Consider the following 16,621-nt stretch of genomic DNA (forward strand, 5'->3'; position numbering starts at 1 on the left):
GCAGGAAGGATTAGAACAATGAAAAATGCCGTTATCGTAGATTGCATTCGTACTCCAATGGGCCGCTCAAAGGCTGGTGTATTTAGAAATGTACGTGCAGAAACCCTTTCTGCAGAACTAATGAAGTCACTGCTTGAGCGTAACCCTAAGCTTGACCCAAACACCATCGAAGATGTGATGTGGGGTTGTGTGCAGCAAACATTAGAGCAAGGATTTAATATTGCTCGTAATGCCGCCCTACTTGCAGGTATTCCAAAGCAAGTTGGTGCAGTTACTGTTAACCGTTTGTGTGGCTCATCCATGGATGCGCTACATCAAGCCGCACGTGCCATTATGACAGGTCAAGGCGATACCTTTATCGTTGGTGGCGTTGAGCATATGGGCCATGTGCCAATGAACCATGGCGTCGACTTTCACCCAGGCCTTGCCAACAACGTCGCTAAAGCCTCAGGCATGATGGGACTAACGGCTGAGATGCTAGGCAAGATGCATGGCATTACCCGTGAGCAACAAGATGCCTTTGCCGTACGCTCACATCAGCGCGCTCATGCAGCAACCGTTGAAGGTCGCTTCGCTAACGAAATCGTAGCGATTGAAGGTCATGATGCCGATGGCGCATTAATTAAAGTCGAGCACGATGAAGTGATTCGCCCAGAAACCTCTATGGAGTCACTATCGGGTCTACGCCCAGCTTTTGACCCAGCAAACGGTACCGTTACCGCAGGCACCTCCTCTGCATTATCGGATGGTGCATCTGCCATGCTAGTGATGGAAGAGGAAAAGGCCAAAGAGTTAGGTCTTCCGATTCGTGCTCGTATTCGCTCTATGGCGATAGCCGGCTGCGATGCCGCCATTATGGGGTACGGTCCAGTTCCCGCGACTCAAAAAGCCCTGAAGCGTGCAGGCCTAACCGTTGATGACTTAGATGTAATCGAGCTTAACGAAGCCTTTGCCGCCCAGTCTTTACCCTGTGTAAAAGACCTAGGTTTAATGGATGTAGTCGATGAGAAGGTTAACCTTAATGGTGGTGCGATTGCACTGGGTCACCCACTCGGTTGCTCAGGCACTCGTATTTCAACAACGCTGATCAACCTGATGGAAGCTAAAGATGCTAAGTATGGTCTTGCGACCATGTGTATCGGCCTAGGCCAAGGAATCGCGACCATCTTCGAACGCCCATAAGTCTCGATTTACGAGTAATGAAAGCCAGCGTAAGCTGGCTTTTTTCTTTTTATCATCGACCTACAATATCCTAAACAAGAAGTCATACGTAACTCAAAACCAAACCGTCTAGCCTAACGCCGGCCAGTACATTACTCTGAAGCTATCAGTTAACTCATTAGGACTCTCGATGAAACTGCAATTTCTTGCCGACAACGAATCAGCTTTGCCACAGATAGCCAAGTGGTATAGCGATGAGTGGGGATATATTGGTGAGGGGCGCAGTACTAAAGACCTAGAACTCAAACTCAGAGATTACCTTAATCACGACAAACTCCCCTTGATCATCTTGGCTCAAGATGACAATGAACTGCTCGGTGCCGCTCAACTTCGTTTCCATGAGATGGATATCTACCCCGAACGAGAACATTGGCTCGGTGGTGTTTACGTAGCCTTAGAGCATAGAGGCGAAGGTATAGCCAAAGCATTGGTAAGCGCCATTATCGATAAGGCTAAAGAGCTTGGGATTAACAGCATTAACTTACAGACCGAAGATCTTTCTGGCGGCCTGTATAGTACGCTAGGCTGGCAACCTGTAGAACAAGTGACTTATCACGGTATTAAAGTGCTGGTTATGGAAAAATCACTATAATTGAAAACAGCGTAATCTCATATAAGCTAGGTAACCTAATGACCCCCGCTATCGACCTACTCGTTAAACACAAAATAGCCCATCAAGTTCATGAATATCACCACGACCCAGCTTGCCAAGCTTATGGTTTAGAAGCTGCCGAAAAGATTGGCGTTGCACCTGAGTTGGTTTTTAAAACCTTAGTGGTTAAGTTGGATGGTAAACAACTTGCGGTAGCGATTATTCCTGTTGCAGAAAAGCTTAGTATGAAGGCTATCGCCAAAGCGGCGAAAGCCAAAAAAGCGGTGATGGCTGAAGCTGCCGAGGTGCAACGCAGTAGTGGCTATGTACTTGGAGGTGTTAGTCCCTTAGGTCAAAAGCGATTACTAACTACTGTTATTGATGACTCTGCATCTCAACTAGAGCAGATGTATGTTAGTGGCGGACGCCGCGGATTGGATATAGCCTTAGCTCCAGAAGATATCAAGCAACTGCTAAAGGCTGATTTTGCTCCGCTGACGGCATAAAACCATGTCAGACTCTATAGTGTTCCACGTGGAACACTATAGATAGTAAATGATCTTAGGCTCACAAATTATGGCTCGCGGCTTGGATAAACTAAGACGCTGGAGTAATATTAGCCACTTCTGTTTAATCGTTCTGCCGAGGTAATATGAACGACCCATTTAGTGCTGCACAACATCAACTCGACGCCTTAGGCCTACGCTGTCCAGAGCCTGTGATGATGGTACGCAAGTCAGTAAGACGCATGAACGAAGGCGAAACCCTATTGATTATTGCTGACGATCCAGCAACAACTCGTGACATCCCAAGCTTTTGTGAGTTTATGGATCACACCTTGATCGCCAGCCAAACAGAGTCAACGCCATACCAGTACCTTATAAAAAAGGGTCTGTAGTCGTTAGCGGGCGAAGATAGATAAAGGGAATTATCATGGCAACATTAATCGGTATTGCATTTAAAACCGAGAAAGATGGAGCAATGATCTCGGCAGCACAAGCCGAGGTCACTCAAGCTAAAGGCGTCGAAGAGGATATCTATGGTCGCCCAGGCAATCGTCAAGTTACCCTACTATCCAGTCAACAGTGGCAACAAGCCTGTGAGGAGCTCGATAAACACCTTTCTTGGCTAACTCGCCGTGCCAACCTACTCATCGATGGTTTAAGCTTCTCTCAACAAGATCTTGGCAAACGGCTAGCCATTGGTGAACTAGTGTTGGAAATAACTGGCGAAACCGATCCCTGCAATAAGATGGATCTCGCTTACCCCGGACTCGAAAAAGCACTACAGTCCGATTGGCGAGGCGGTGTCACTTGCCGCGTTATCCAAGGTGCCCATATCCAGCTCAATAATAGTGTTAGCTTAACTTATTAACTCTCTTTAAACGCTAAACTATAAACCTTCCCAAAAAGCCGACTAACACAAACAAAGTATTCCCTGCTACAACTCGTCTATTTCCCCACTCTTCAATATTTTTTCAACTTAAATCCGCTTAACTAATTGAAACAGATTTTTTGTTTTACTGTTAAGTAAATTGTGCGATAACTGTTGCACAATTTAAGTTCCAATTAAACGCTAGCACTAACAATCAATTGTTGAACTAAAAATTACTCCTTTATAACGATAACAATAATCATAGGATTATCATGCTAAAGAACAAATTAACTCCCCTATATGCCGCTATTGCTCTGAGTATCTGCGCGCCATCATTAGCTGAAGAAACACCATCATGGCAAGTTAACGCGCCAGCCAATGCCCCACTTAAACAGATAAAAATTGAAGTAGATGAAGGCACCTGGATGAATGTCAGTGTGAGTCCAGATGGCAAACATGTGGTGTTTGACCTCTTAGGTGACATTTACCAAATGCCTATCACTGGTGGTGATGCAAAACCATTAGCTAAGGGAATTGCATGGCAGATGCAGCCCGTTTACAGCCCAGATGGTAAACACATTGCCTTCACCTCAGATGAAGATGGCGGCGATAATATCTGGATAATGGACGCCGATGGTAATAACCCTCGCCCAGTCACCAAAGAAACTTTCCGCCTGTTGAATAGCCCAGCTTGGAGTCCTGACGGCCAATACCTAGTTGCGCGCAAACACTTTACCGGTAGTCGCAGTTTAGGAGCGGGTGAAGTATGGATGTATCACGTTGCTGGTGGTGATGGCGTCAAGCTCACCGAACGCCCTAACGAACAGAAAGATTTAGGCGAGCCCGCATACTCACCTGATGGCCGCTACATCTACTTCAGCCAAGATGCCACTCCAGGAAAAACCTTCCATTACTCAAAGGACTCAGTAAAAGGCATCTATAAGATTAAGCGTTACGACACCCAGACTGGTGACATAGAAGTACTTATCCAAGGTACAGGTGGCGCTATCAGGCCAACACCGAGTCCTGATGGTAAAAAGCTTGCCTACATCAAGCGCGATGGTTTTCAATCTTCACTTTATCTACTCGATCTGAAGTCAGGTGAAACAACAAAGCTATATGGTGACCTCGACCGAGACATGCAAGAAACGTGGGCTATTCACGGTGTATATCCCACCATGAGCTGGACAGCCGACAACGAAGAGATCGTGTTTTGGGCTAACGGTAAAATCAATAAGCTTGAGGTTGAGTCTAAGTCAGTAGAACAAATTCCATTTACGGTTAAGACCGAGCGTGCGGTTCAACCTGCGGTTCGTTTCCAGCAAGATCTCGATAAAGATGTTTTCGATGTGAAAATGCTACGCATGGCACAAGTGTCACCTGACGGTAAGAAAGTAGCTTTTGAAGCATTAGGTAAAATCTGGATTAAGAGTTTACCCGATGGCAAGATGACCCGACTCACTAAACTCGATAGTGACCTACGAGAGCTATTCCCGCAGTGGTCTCGTGACGGTAAACATATTGTTTTCACGACTTGGGATGACCAAAAGCAAGGCACAGTTAGCTTAGCAACCGTGCGCAATAAGCGAGTAAAGGTACTCACTAACGAGCCGGGAAAGTATGTAGAACCCACCTTCTCACCAGATGGTGAAACCGTGGTTTACCGTAAGGCTAAAGGCGGTTACATCACTCCTCGTACTTGGTCACAAGAAACAGGTCTCTATCAAGTCGATATCGATGGCGATAAAAATATCAAGATCACAGCCACTGGTTATCAGCCGCAATTTGGCGCCGATAACGACCGCGTCTACTTTATGGAAAGTGGTGAAACGCCACAACTCGCTTCTATAGGTCTTAACGGTTTTGAGAAACGCGTACATTACACCAGTAAGCATGCAACCGAGTTTAGGGTTTCTCCAGATGGTAAGCAGTTAGCCTTTGCCGAGCGCTTTAAGGTGTTTGTCACACCGTTTGCTAAGCATGGCGAAACGATTCAGATTGGCCCTAAGGCAAGCAACCTACCCGTTGAACAGCTAAGTGTAAGAGCTGGTGAAAGTATTAGCTGGAACACTGATAGTAACCAACTTTATTGGACCCTTGGCCCAGAGCTTTATCAAGTCAAAGTCGATACTCAATATCAACAACAAGCTGACGACAACAAAGTAAAACCAACAATTACCGATCTTGGTTTCACTCAAAAAGCAGATGTTCCACGTGGAACAATCGCCTTTGTTGGTGGCAACATCATTACCATGGAAAACGATGAAGTTATCGAAAACGGTACGGTAATCGTTAAAGACAACCATATTGTCAGCGTTGGCCCTGCTTCTTTTATCGATATTCCTAGTGACGCTAAGGTCATCGATATCAAAGGTAAAACTTTGATGCCTGGCTTATTTGATGCCCATGCACATGGCGCCCAAGGTGAGAACGAAATCATCCCCCAGCAGAACTGGGAGCTATACTCTAACCTATCTTTAGGCGTAACAGCCATTCATGATCCATCGAACGACACAACCGAGATTTTCGCCGCTTCGGAGCAGCAGAAAGCAGGTAATATAGCAGGCCCACGTATCTTCTCAACCGGTACCATTTTGTATGGTGCCAACGCACCGGGTTACACTTCACATATCGACTCTCTAGACGATGCTAAATTCCATCTTGAGCGTCTAAAGAAAGTCGGTGCTTTCAGTGTTAAGAGTTATAACCAACCACGTCGTAACCAACGCCAACAAGTTATCGCCGCCGCTCGTGAATTAGAGATGATGGTAGTACCGGAAGGTGGCAGCTTACTACAGCATAACCTAACCATGATTGCCGATGGTCACACAGGCATAGAGCACTCACTGCCTGCCGCTAATGTTTATAACGACATAAAACAGTTCTGGGGACAAACTGATGTTGGCTATACCCCAACACTGGTTGTCGCCTATGGTGGTATCTCAGGTGAAAACTATTGGTATGACAAAACCGACGTTTGGGCTCACCCTCGTCTGTCTATGTATGTACCATCGGACATTTTGGATGCCCGCTCAATGCGTCGACCTACTGCGCCCGATGAACATTACAATCACTTCAATGTGGCACGTGTCGCCAACGAATTAAATGAAGTGGGTATAAAAGCCAACATCGGTGCTCACGGTCAGCGTGAAGGTTTAGCGGCTCACTGGGAGATGTGGATGTTTGCTCAAGGTGGCATGACTAACCTTGAAGTATTGAAAACGGCAACCATCAATCCGGCCAAGCACTTTGCCATGGATCATCAAATCGGTTCGATCAAGCAAGGTAAGTTAGCAGACCTAATTGTTATCGATGGTAATCCACTTGAAGATATTCGCGTCACCGATCGCGTAACCTACACTATGGTTAACGGCAAGCTGTTCAATGCAGAAACCATGGACCAGCTCAATGGGGGTTCAAAAAACAAGGGCAAGCAGAGAGAAGCTTTCTTTTTTGAAAAATAAAGTCTATTTTTAAATTTAAAATCTGAGTAACTCAGCTCAGGTTTTAATATTTCAGGAAAATTATTTTTTGATTCAAAAAATCAGAAAAGGACTACATTGCTAATATTGTCCTCTACATATAAAAAGGATGTTCCACGTGGAACATCCTTTTTTATTTCTAGGTTCTAATATCAACCTAACACCCCTAGCCTTTATTTCTAATTTTTATTGTTATGTTTTGGATTTTTATATGCTCTAATCTTTTCGCCTTTCCCGTGAGTGAGCTTGCGAGTGTTCCGTTACTCGTCAGCGAAGCGTTCGCCTCTGCTTTTGCCTTTCCTAGTCCCTAGGATCTTTCTTAGCTTTTCCTAGTACCTTCTTCACCATAACAAAAACAGTCTGTAGTATGGTCATTAACCATGCCCACAGCTTGCATAAATGCGTAGCAAATTGTGGGACCAACAAAGTTAAAGCCTAACTTCTTTAACGCCTTAGACATGGCTTCTGACTCTGGAGTCTGTGCGGGTAATTCATCCATAGATGTGAAGTGATTGACCTTTGGCGAACCACCGACAAAACTCCATAAAAACTCAGAAAAATCATTACCCTGCTCAATATAAGCGATATAGCCTTTGGCGTTTCTGATGATCGAGTTTACCTTTAAACGATTGCGCACTATGCCTGGATTTTGTAGCAACTGTTCAATTTTTTCATCATCAAATGTGGCAATAATTTTAGGGTCAAAGTGAGCAAATGCCGCCTCATAATTTGGCTGTTTTTTAAGAATTGTAATCCAAGATAAGCCAGCCTGCTGGCCATCGAGGCAGAGCTTAGCAAATAGCTCCTGGCTATCAAAAACCGGCCTTCCCCATACCTTGTCATGATACTCCTGGTAGAGGGGATCATTACCAACCCAGCCGCAACGCGTTACTTTCATAGCTTGATTCCTAAATTTTTAACCAACCAGATAAAAAATAACCTACATAAGCGTTATTCTACAAGGTATAATCGATACCATTTTCTATTAAGGCTTCCAGGCAGTAGACAAGCGGATATGACGACGAAACACGATGTGAAAACATTCCAGGGCTTCATTATGACCCTGCAGGAATACTGGGCGCAGCAAGGTTGCGCAATCGTTCAACCATTGGACATGGAAGTAGGTGCTGGTACATTCCACCCTATGACATTCTTACGTTCATTAGGCCCAGAGCCGATGAGCAGTGCCTATGTCCAACCATGTCGCCGTCCGACTGATGGCCGTTACGGTGAAAACCCTAACCGTCTTCAGCACTACTACCAATTCCAAGTAGTACTTAAGCCATCACCAAGCAACATTCAGGAGCTTTACCTAGGCTCACTCGAAGCCCTAGGCGTTGATATGAATGTGCATGACGTTCGCTTCGTAGAAGACAACTGGGAATCACCAACACTGGGTGCTTGGGGTCTAGGTTGGGAAGTTTGGCTTAACGGTATGGAAGTATCTCAGTTTACTTACTTCCAGCAAGTGGGTGGCCTTGAGTGTAAGCCCGTGACTGGTGAAATAACTTACGGTCTTGAGCGCCTTGCAATGTACATTCAAGAAGTAGATAGCGTCTACGATCTTGTTTGGACCGATGGCCCTATGGGCAAAGTCATGTACGGCGACATCTTCCATCAAAATGAGGTTGAGCAATCAACTTACAACTTTGAATATGCTGATGTTGATGTGCTATTCAAGATGTTCGACGACTGTGAGCAAGCTTGCCAGCGTTTATTAGCGCTTGAAAAGCCACTTCCATTACCTGCTTACGAGCAAGTAATGAAAGCCTCTCATGCATTTAACCTGCTTGATGCTCGCCACGCCATCTCTGTTACTGAGCGCCAGCGTTATATCTTACGCGTTCGTACCATGGCTAAAGGTGTTGCAGAATCTTACTATCAGGCCCGTGAAGCTCTTGGCTTCCCAATGTGTAAGTAGAGGAATAACAGATGAATTTTGAAAACTTACTGATTGAAGTAGGCACTGAAGAGTTACCACCAAAATCACTGCGTAAATTAGCAGAATCTTTTCTAGCTAACTTTACCGAAGAGCTAACCAAAGCAGAATTGAGCTTTGAATCGGCAGTATGGCACGCAGCGCCACGTCGCTTGGCTATCAGTATCAACCAACTAGCACTAGCTCAAGCTGACAAAGTGGTTGAGAAACGTGGTCCAGCAGTAGCACAAGCTTTCGATGCCGATGGCAACCCAACAAAAGCGGCTATGGGCTGGGCTCGTGGTAATGGTATTACTGTTGAGCAAGCTGAACGTTTAAAGACAGATAAAGGTGAGTGGTTACTACACCAAGCACGTGTTGTCGGTGTTGAAACTAAGAGCCTTATCGCCGATATGGCGCAGCGCTCACTAGACAAGTTACCTATCCCTAAGCCTATGCGTTGGGGTAGCAACACCACTCAATTTATCCGTCCTGTTCACACAGTAACTATGCTACTGGGTAGCGAAGTTGTTGAAGGCGAGCTACTAGGCATTAAATCTGATCGCGTTATTCGTGGCCACCGCTTTATGGGTGAGTCTAGCTTCGAGCTAGATCACGCAGACAACTACCTTGTAGCACTAAAAGAAAAAGGTAAAGTATTAGCGGATTACGAAGCACGTAAAGCCATCATTAAAACAGATGCTGAAGCTGCTGCAGCCAAAATTGGCGGCGTAGCGGATCTTGAAGATGACCTGCTTGAAGAAGTGACTTCTCTAGTTGAATGGCCAGTAGTACTAACGGCAAGCTTCGAAGAGAAATTCTTAGACGTACCAGCAGAAGCTTTGGTTTACACCATGAAAGGTGACCAAAAGTACTTCCCAGTATTTGATAATGCCGGTCAGCTATTACCTAACTTTATCTTCGTGACTAACATTGAGTCGAAAGATCCACAGCAGATTATTTCTGGTAACGAGAAAGTGGTTCGCCCACGCCTTGCCGATGCTGAGTTCTTCTTCGAAACAGATAAGAAAAACAGCCTTGAATCTCGTCTTGCTAGCCTAGAAACAGTTGTATTCCAAAAGCAACTTGGCACCATTAAGCAGCGCGTAGAACGCATCTCTGCTATGGCAGGTTATATCGCCACCAGCATCGAAGCTAATAGCGAAGAAGCTGCGCGCGCAGGCCTACTATCTAAGTCAGACTTGATGACTAACATGGTGATGGAGTTTACCGATCTTCAAGGCACCATGGGTATGCATTACGCACGCCTAAACGGTGAAACAGAAGCGGTTGCCGTAGCCTTAGCTGAACAGTACAAGCCTAAGTTCTCTGGCGATACAGTGCCTACAGCACCAATCTCTATCTGTGTTGCATTAGCTGAAAAGTTAGACACGCTAGTCGGTATTTTTGGTATTGGCCAAGCTCCAAAAGGCGCAGCAGATCCATTTGCACTACGTCGTGCAGCTATTGGTGTACTCCGCATCTGTTTAGAGAACAACTTGCCGCTTGATCTTGTTGATTTGATTGCCAAAGCACAAGAGCTTCACGGTGAAAACCTCACTAACGAAAACGTTGCAGAGCAAGTACTTGAGTTCTTCATGGGCCGTTTCCGTGCTTGGTATCAAGATCAAGGTGTCAGTGTAGACGTGATTCTAGCCGTATTGGCTCGTCGCCCTACTGCACCAGCTGATTTTGAAAGCCGCATTAAAGCCGTTGCTCACTTTAGAACCCTTGAACAAGCCTCTGCACTAGCGGCAGCTAACAAGCGTGTTTCAAACATCTTGGCTAAAGTTGAAGGTGAGCTACCAGCGGCTATCGACAACAAGCTACTTGTTGAAGAGGCAGAAAAGGCGCTTGCAGCTAAACTTGCAGAACTTCAACCACAGCTGGCACCACTATTTGCAGCAGCTAACTACCAAGAAGCCCTAGCACTACTTGCTAGCCTACGTGAAAGCGTAGATACCTTCTTTGAAGATGTGATGGTTATGGCTGATGATGAAGCGCTTAAGAACAACCGCTTAGCGCTACTTTCTAGCCTACGTGAGCAGTTCCTGCACGCTGCAGATATTTCACTACTCCAGTAATCACTGAGTTGATGAAACAAAAAAACGCGCCAAAAGGCGCGTTTTTTTTATGTCTCTTACAGTCTAAAACAGCACCAGTTTCTGATGCAATTGTTCAAACGTTTCACGGTCTATAGCAGCATCAAATAGCAATCTATCTAACTGTCCTGGCTGTAGTTTTCCCGCTTCAAATAACATAGAACACTCACTGATAAGATTTGCTCGCCAAACCACTTCAGCAAGGCCACCAGCAGGCTTAGAGTCCACGACCGCAAGACGACTAAGCTCAGCTTCAAATAGTGATGGTAACTCCCAATAACGAGCCAATAACGCACTTAAACTTAAAGACTTTGCCGTCATGACCTGCCTAAATAGACTCGAACAGGGTTGCTCACCGGGTTCGGCTTGCTTAAAGGCCTCTAACAAGAGTTTGAAAATCGCAATTTTACCTACATCGTGTAGTAATCCAAGCAGGAAGGCCGTATCAGGATCCTCTTGAGTAAGCTCACTCGATAGGTAAGCCACCTGCATAGAGTGGCGCCAAACTTGGCTACCGAAACGACGAAAATAGATGGGTTGGATATCGATAACTTTACGCATCATAGCCGTCGTGACAAAGCGTCGCATCTGCTCACGACCGAGCTGCACTAATGCCTGCTGTAAACTAGTAACTTCTTTATCGCTACGTCTAAAAAGAGGCGAGTTACATAGCTTTAATACTTCAACACTCAATACGGGATCTCTCTCGATTAAGAGTAACAGTGCCTTAGTGTCTGTGTTCTCATCAGCGAGTTGCTGATCTAATGCTGCGATTTGCGTCGGTAATTTTAATACTCTTTCGGCAATGGCCTTGGGGGATGCTAGTGCTGCCTCTACTCGCCTAAACACATTCTTCTCTAACTCGTTTGCCGTACCACTAAGCTGTGTGCTAGGAAACAGTAGGCTATAAAATAGAGCCGATAGATCGATTGCCACTATTGGTGTACAACTTTGTTGCTGCGTGGCGCTCTTAGCTGATGTAGGTTGGCTTTGCCTAGGTTGAAACTGTTCCATCGAACCATTGAAGCTCTTTGGCTTTTCGATGACAACTTGTTCTCTGATATTAAACAGTTTTTTTAATGCTTTACTAAACAATTTATTATGACCGGACACCGAGTTATTAACAAAAAAATCGGTGCATATAGCACCGATTCTAATCAACTTATAAGTTTATAGGAGTAAGAATAAACTTAAACGTCTAGGTTCGCTACATTCAGAGCGTTAGCTTCGATAAAATCACGACGCGGCTCAACCTGATCACCCATCAAACAGGTAAATAGTTGGTCGGCGGCAATCGCATCTTCAATCGTTACTTGCAACATACGGCGAGATTCTGGATCCATTGTAGTTTCCCACAATTGCTCAGGGTTCATCTCACCCAGTCCCTTATAACGCTGAATGTATAGGCCGCGCTTAGATTCATTCATCAACCAATCTAATGCTTCAACAAAACTAACGACATCTTTAGTTCGCTCGCCACGTTGAACATAGCCACCCTCTTCGATTAGACCATTGATTTCGCTACCCATCTTAACGATGCGCTGGTAATCAGTAGACTGGAAGAAGTCATATGAGAACAAATAGTGCGTATCGATACCATGCTTACGAATAGTGATCTTAGGCAGGTAAGATTGACGCTCTGGATCCAGAACTGGTTCAGCACTATATAAGATACCGCCAGTCTCTTTCTCAATTAAGTCAGCAACAAACACATCGGCCCATGCTTTAACTTGTGCTTCATCACTCAACATCTCATTTGTAAGCGCTGGGTGATATAGCATTAAGTCAGTAATATTACTCGGGTAACGCTGCTCTAGACGAGCAATGACAGATTCAACTTCACGATATTGATTAACTAAACGCTCTAGTGGCTGACCAGACATGCCTGGTGCCCCTTGAGACGGATAGATGTTGGCATTATCTAGTGCTTGAGTTGTTAGGTATTCTGTCAATGCAGGATCATCTTTCAGATACTGCTCTTGCTTACCTTTCTTCACTTTGTACAAAGGTGGCTGTGCAATATAAACATAACCACGCTCAATAAGCTCTGGCATTTGACGGAAGAAGAAGGTCAACAGCAGTGTACGAATGTGCGAGCCGTCGACGTCAGCATCGGTCATGATAACGATGTTATGGTAACGTGTCTTGTCTGGGTTGTATTCATCACGACCAATACCACAACCTAGTGCGGTGATCAGTGTTGCCACTTCTTGCGAAGATAGCATCTTGTCAAAACGCGCTTTTTCTACGTTTAGGATCTTACCTTTAAGTGGAAGAATCGCTTGATTCTTACGGTTACGACCCTGCTTAGCACTACCGCCCGCAGAATCACCCTCCACTATGTAAATTTCAGAAAGACCAGGGTCCTTCTCTTGGCAGTCAGCAAGTTTACCAGGCAAACCACCTAAATCTAATGCGCCTTTACGACGAGTCATTTCACGGGCTTTACGCGCCGCTTCACGAGCACGAGCAGCATCGATAATCTTACCAACAATCAGCTTAGCTTCGTTTGGATGCTCCATTAGGTAATCACCTAATTGCTCACCCATAGTTTGCTCTACAGCAGACTTAACTTCGCTAGAAACTAACTTGTCTTTAGTCTGTGAACTGAACTTAGGATCTGGCACTTTAACAGAGATAACAGCAGTTAAACCTTCGCGAGCATCATCGCCCGTAGCAGCCGTCTTGCCCTTCTTGTTAAAGCCTTCACGCTCCATGTAGTTGTTCAGGTTACGAGTCAACGCACCACGGAAGCCCGCTAAGTGAGTACCACCATCACGCTGTGGAATGTTGTTAGTGAAGCAGAAGATATTTTCTTGGAAGCCATCGTTCCACTGCATCGCAACTTCAACGGTAATACCGTCTTCTCGTTCTTGGATAAAGTGGAATACTTCTTTGTTTACTGGCGTCTTGTTAACGTTTAAGTAGTCAACAAATGCACTGATACCGCCTTCATACTTAAAGAACTCATCACGGTTATCACGTTCGTCCACAAGACGAATACCCACACCAGAGTTTAGGAATGACAGCTCACGAACACGCTTAGCTAGGATATCGAAGTGGAACAAGACATCAGAGAAGGTCTCTGCGCTTGGCCAAAAACGGATTTCAGTACCCGTCTTAGTCGCTTCACCAATTGCGGTAATTGGCGCATCAGGTACACCGTGGGTATAAAACTGCTCATATACCTTGCCGTCACGACGAATAGTCATCTGCAGCTTAGAAGATAGTGCGTTTACAACCGACACACCTACACCGTGCAAACCGCCCGATACTTTATAAGAGTTATCATCGAATTTACCGCCGGCGTGAAGTACGGTCATAATAACTTCAGCAGCAGAGATACCTTCCTCTTCGTGGATAGATACAGGAATACCACGGCCATCATCTCGAACCGACACAGAACCATCGGCATGAATGGTAATAATGACGTCATTACAGTGGCCCGCTAACGCTTCATCGATAGAGTTATCGACTACTTCGAATACCATGTGATGTAGACCTGTGCCATCATCGGTGTCACCGATGTACATACCTGGTCTCTTACGTACCGCATCAAGGCCTTTTAAAACCTTAATACTCGAAGAATCATAACTATTCTCTGACATATTATTCTCTCGTCGGTTATTCAATTACCGTTACACGACCCTGTTCCACATGGAACATCTTACTTGGTGGCGTGATTAACGAATCCACTATCGCTGCAGGCTCAATAGCCGTGACAAAAACTTGTGCCCCGGTATCCGCTAATTGCTGTAGCAATAGTTTTCTATGCTGTGCATCCAATTCCGATGGAAGGTCATCCACCAGATAAATACTTTTTTTATCTATTTGTTGTTTAAGCAACTTTCCCTGTGCAATACGCAACGCACAAACTAATAACTTCAACTGGCCACGAGATAGAGCATCTTGTGCAGGTAGGGTTCCTACCCGCAAACGTAAGTCTGCTTTATGTGGTCCACTGACGGTATAGCCTGTGGCTAAATCTCTGGGATACTGCGTCTCAAGTAGCTGCGTATACTCGGTTTTACTATCCCATCCTCGAGTAAAAGAAACCTTAACATCAACCTGAGGTAAAAACTCTCCGATTATACCCTTAAGTAACCCATTTAACGAGTCTACATATTGCTTTCGTATCTCGGTAACCAGTTCAGCATAACGAATAAATTCTTTATCCCAAAACTGAATCGAACTATAGGGAGATCCATCTCTGAGCAATTGATTTCGCTGCTTTAAAATTCGACGAACATTCACCCATGCAGCATAAAAACGTGGGTCGGAATGAAATGCTCCCCAATCGATAAACTGGCGTCTCGATTTGGGACCTTCGAACAGCAATGAAAAACTCTCAGGGGTGATCACTTGGATCGGTAATGTTTCCGCTAGCGTCGATAAACGCTTTACTTTATCACCATTGATTTTAACTTCAATATCACCGCTTCTAAAACGCCTTAAACCTATCTTACTTTGCTCATCACCGCTTTCCATATTGGCAAACAGAGTCAAAGCATCATCGTCATTCTTAATGACACGCTGGGAAAGATGGCTGCGAAAGGAGCGCCCCATGCCGAGGAAGTAAATCGCCTCGAGGATACTGGTTTTGCCACTGCCATTGTGGCCATAAATTAAGTTCAGGCCGTCACCCGGCTGCAATTGTGCAGAAGATATATTACGAAAAGATTCGATATGGAGACGGCTAAGACTCATTGATGACCTTTTATGACAACGGGGGAGTGTTCTATTACTGAGTCACTTAGGTTAACCAGATAAAGTGTGTTTGACGCTTTTACTTGGTTAACCTTAAGTTGAGATAGGAAAGGTCCGATCTACAAACGCATTGGCATAACAACATACATAGAGTCTTGTTCTATGTGGTTGTCAATCAGCGCACTTGAGTTACCGTCTATCAAAGTAATGCGTACATCGTCTGAAGGTAGGTTATTAAGTACATCGAGTAAGTAACTGACGTTAAAACCTATCTCTAATGGCGCATTTTCATATTCAACATCTAAGATCTCTTCCGCTTCTTCCTGTTCAGGGTTGTTAGCAGTGATCTTAATTAAATTGTTTTCCAGCTGTACACGTACGCCACGGAACTTCTCATTCGACAGAATAGAAGCACGCAGTAACGCTTGCTTTAACTGCTGACGACTAGCAATAACGATTTTATCGCCGCCTTTTGGCAATACGCGACGGTAATCTGGGAAACGACCATCTACAAGCTTACTGGTAAATACAGCTGTAGCCGTGGTCGCTCTAATCGCATTATCGCCAATCGCAATGGTCACATCTAAATCATCAGCTTCAAACGAGCGCATTAGTTCTAACACGCCCTTGCGCGGCACGATCACCTGCTTTTCAGGCAGTGAAGCTTCGATCATTCGATGACTCAATGCCAAACGGTGTCCGTCTGTCGCAATCGCACGCAGCACATTACCTTCGGTTTCCAATAACAGACCGTTAAGATAATAACGCACGTCTTGGTTAGCCATGGAGAACTGTGTCGCATCGATCAACGACTTCATGGTGCCTTGCTTCAGAGTAAACTCAATCTCAGCCTCAAAGGCATCAACATTGGGATACTCTTCAGCCGGCAAAGTAGCCAAAGTAAAACGACTACGGCCAGAACGTAACAACAGACGATTTTCTTGCTGTTCTATCTTAAGCTCTACCTGATCCGGTAGTGACTTAACAATATCTAAAAACTTCTTTGCTGGGACAGTTGTACGCCCCTCAAGGATCTCACCTTCTAGCTGAACTTCGCCAACTAATTCGACCTCTAAATCGGTTCCGGTCAACTTTAGTGAGTGATTACTCACTTCAACTAAAAGGTTTGCCAGTATAGGCAAGTTGTGTCGCCTTTCTACCGCACCACTAACGAGTTGAAGCGGTTTTAATAAGGCATCCCTATCAATTGAGAATTTCATTGATT

13 protein-coding genes are annotated in these 16,621 nt (G+C 45.0%); 8 read left to right on the forward strand and 5 right to left on the reverse strand.

Annotated features, from left to right (window positions below):
- The first annotated feature begins 18 nt into the window (after positions 1–18).
- From fadA to JMA39_RS19785, 6 genes are all read left to right on the forward strand, one after another.
- Positions 19–1,182, forward strand: a complete 1,164-nt coding sequence (gene fadA, locus JMA39_RS19760; protein WP_202723618.1) for an acetyl-CoA C-acyltransferase FadA — start codon at positions 19–21, stop codon at positions 1,180–1,182.
- Positions 1,183–1,351: 169 nt separating this feature from the next.
- Entirely contained in the window at positions 1,352–1,813 is a 462-nt protein-coding gene (locus tag JMA39_RS19765) for a GNAT family N-acetyltransferase (RefSeq protein WP_202723619.1), read from the forward strand.
- A 38-nt stretch (positions 1,814–1,851) separates the two neighbouring features.
- The gene (gene ybaK / locus JMA39_RS19770; protein WP_202723620.1) at positions 1,852–2,319 is read left to right on the forward strand and encodes a Cys-tRNA(Pro) deacylase; all 468 of its coding nucleotides are present in this window, start codon (positions 1,852–1,854) and stop codon (positions 2,317–2,319) included.
- A 146-nt stretch (positions 2,320–2,465) separates the two neighbouring features.
- Positions 2,466–2,711 carry a sulfurtransferase TusA gene (gene tusA / locus JMA39_RS19775; RefSeq protein ID WP_202723621.1) on the forward strand — a complete coding sequence of 82 codons (246 nt, stop codon included), beginning with the start codon at positions 2,466–2,468 and terminating at the stop codon, positions 2,709–2,711.
- A 35-nt stretch (positions 2,712–2,746) separates the two neighbouring features.
- Positions 2,747–3,187, forward strand: a complete 441-nt coding sequence (locus JMA39_RS19780; RefSeq protein ID WP_202723622.1) for an MOSC domain-containing protein — start codon at positions 2,747–2,749, stop codon at positions 3,185–3,187.
- A 272-nt stretch (positions 3,188–3,459) separates the two neighbouring features.
- Positions 3,460–6,651, forward strand: a complete 3,192-nt coding sequence (locus tag JMA39_RS19785; RefSeq protein WP_202723623.1) for an amidohydrolase family protein — start codon at positions 3,460–3,462, stop codon at positions 6,649–6,651.
- A 337-nt stretch (positions 6,652–6,988) separates the two neighbouring features.
- Here the strand turns inward: JMA39_RS19785 and JMA39_RS19790 are convergent, their stop codons facing one another.
- Positions 6,989–7,567, reverse strand: coding sequence for a DNA-3-methyladenine glycosylase I (locus JMA39_RS19790; protein WP_202723624.1), 579 nt, complete (start codon positions 7,565–7,567; stop codon positions 6,989–6,991).
- Positions 7,568–7,684: 117 nt separating this feature from the next.
- Here JMA39_RS19790 and glyQ point away from each other — a divergent pair, with 117 nt between their 5' ends.
- A complete protein-coding gene (glyQ, locus tag JMA39_RS19795) occupies positions 7,685–8,590 on the forward strand; it encodes a glycine--tRNA ligase subunit alpha (RefSeq protein WP_202723625.1) in 906 nt (301 codons plus the stop codon).
- A gap of 11 nt (positions 8,591–8,601) precedes the next feature.
- On the forward strand, positions 8,602–10,671 hold the full coding sequence (gene glyS, locus JMA39_RS19800) for a glycine--tRNA ligase subunit beta (RefSeq protein WP_202723626.1): 2,070 nt from the start codon (positions 8,602–8,604) through the stop codon (positions 10,669–10,671).
- Between the two features lie 63 nt (positions 10,672–10,734).
- Here the strand turns inward: glyS and JMA39_RS19805 are convergent, their stop codons facing one another.
- The 4 genes from JMA39_RS19805 to dnaN all read right to left on the reverse strand — a co-directional run bounded on the left by JMA39_RS19805 (position 10,735) and on the right by dnaN (position 16,616).
- A complete protein-coding gene (locus JMA39_RS19805) occupies positions 10,735–11,784 on the reverse strand; it encodes an HDOD domain-containing protein (protein ID WP_373316359.1) in 1,050 nt (349 codons plus the stop codon).
- A 95-nt stretch (positions 11,785–11,879) separates the two neighbouring features.
- The gene (gene gyrB / locus JMA39_RS19810) at positions 11,880–14,297 is read right to left on the reverse strand and encodes a DNA topoisomerase (ATP-hydrolyzing) subunit B (RefSeq protein WP_202723628.1); all 2,418 of its coding nucleotides are present in this window, start codon (positions 14,295–14,297) and stop codon (positions 11,880–11,882) included.
- A 16-nt stretch (positions 14,298–14,313) separates the two neighbouring features.
- Complete coding sequence (gene recF, locus JMA39_RS19815) at positions 14,314–15,396, reverse strand: DNA replication/repair protein RecF (protein WP_202723629.1); 1,083 nt, start codon at positions 15,394–15,396, stop codon at positions 14,314–14,316.
- A 119-nt stretch (positions 15,397–15,515) separates the two neighbouring features.
- Complete coding sequence (gene dnaN, locus JMA39_RS19820) at positions 15,516–16,616, reverse strand: DNA polymerase III subunit beta (protein ID WP_202723630.1); 1,101 nt, start codon at positions 16,614–16,616, stop codon at positions 15,516–15,518.
- Positions 16,617–16,621 lie beyond the last annotated feature (5 nt).

The organism is Shewanella schlegeliana (genome assembly GCF_016765635.1).
Classification (GTDB): domain Bacteria; phylum Pseudomonadota; class Gammaproteobacteria; order Enterobacterales; family Shewanellaceae; genus Shewanella; species Shewanella schlegeliana.

What these genes read in the sequence shown, in the direction of transcription:
- JMA39_RS19790 (WP_202723624.1), bottom strand. Translation starts at nt 7,567, where the DNA reads ATGAAAGTAACGCGTTGCGGCTGGGTTGGTAATGATCCCCTCTACCAG.
- JMA39_RS19780 (WP_202723622.1), top strand. Translation starts at nt 2,747, where the DNA reads ATGGCAACATTAATCGGTATTGCATTTAAAACCGAGAAAGATGGAGCA.
- JMA39_RS19785 (WP_202723623.1), top strand. Translation starts at nt 3,460, where the DNA reads ATGCTAAAGAACAAATTAACTCCCCTATATGCCGCTATTGCTCTGAGT.
- JMA39_RS19765 (WP_202723619.1), top strand. Translation starts at nt 1,352, where the DNA reads ATGAAACTGCAATTTCTTGCCGACAACGAATCAGCTTTGCCACAGATA.
- gyrB (WP_202723628.1), bottom strand. Translation starts at nt 14,297, where the DNA reads ATGTCAGAGAATAGTTATGATTCTTCGAGTATTAAGGTTTTAAAAGGC.
- dnaN (WP_202723630.1), bottom strand. Translation starts at nt 16,616, where the DNA reads ATGAAATTCTCAATTGATAGGGATGCCTTATTAAAACCGCTTCAACTC.
- glyQ (WP_202723625.1), top strand. Translation starts at nt 7,685, where the DNA reads ATGACGACGAAACACGATGTGAAAACATTCCAGGGCTTCATTATGACC.
- fadA (WP_202723618.1), top strand. Translation starts at nt 19, where the DNA reads ATGAAAAATGCCGTTATCGTAGATTGCATTCGTACTCCAATGGGCCGC.
- glyS (WP_202723626.1), top strand. Translation starts at nt 8,602, where the DNA reads ATGAATTTTGAAAACTTACTGATTGAAGTAGGCACTGAAGAGTTACCA.
- ybaK (WP_202723620.1), top strand. Translation starts at nt 1,852, where the DNA reads ATGACCCCCGCTATCGACCTACTCGTTAAACACAAAATAGCCCATCAA.
- recF (WP_202723629.1), bottom strand. Translation starts at nt 15,396, where the DNA reads ATGAGTCTTAGCCGTCTCCATATCGAATCTTTTCGTAATATATCTTCT.
- tusA (WP_202723621.1), top strand. Translation starts at nt 2,466, where the DNA reads ATGAACGACCCATTTAGTGCTGCACAACATCAACTCGACGCCTTAGGC.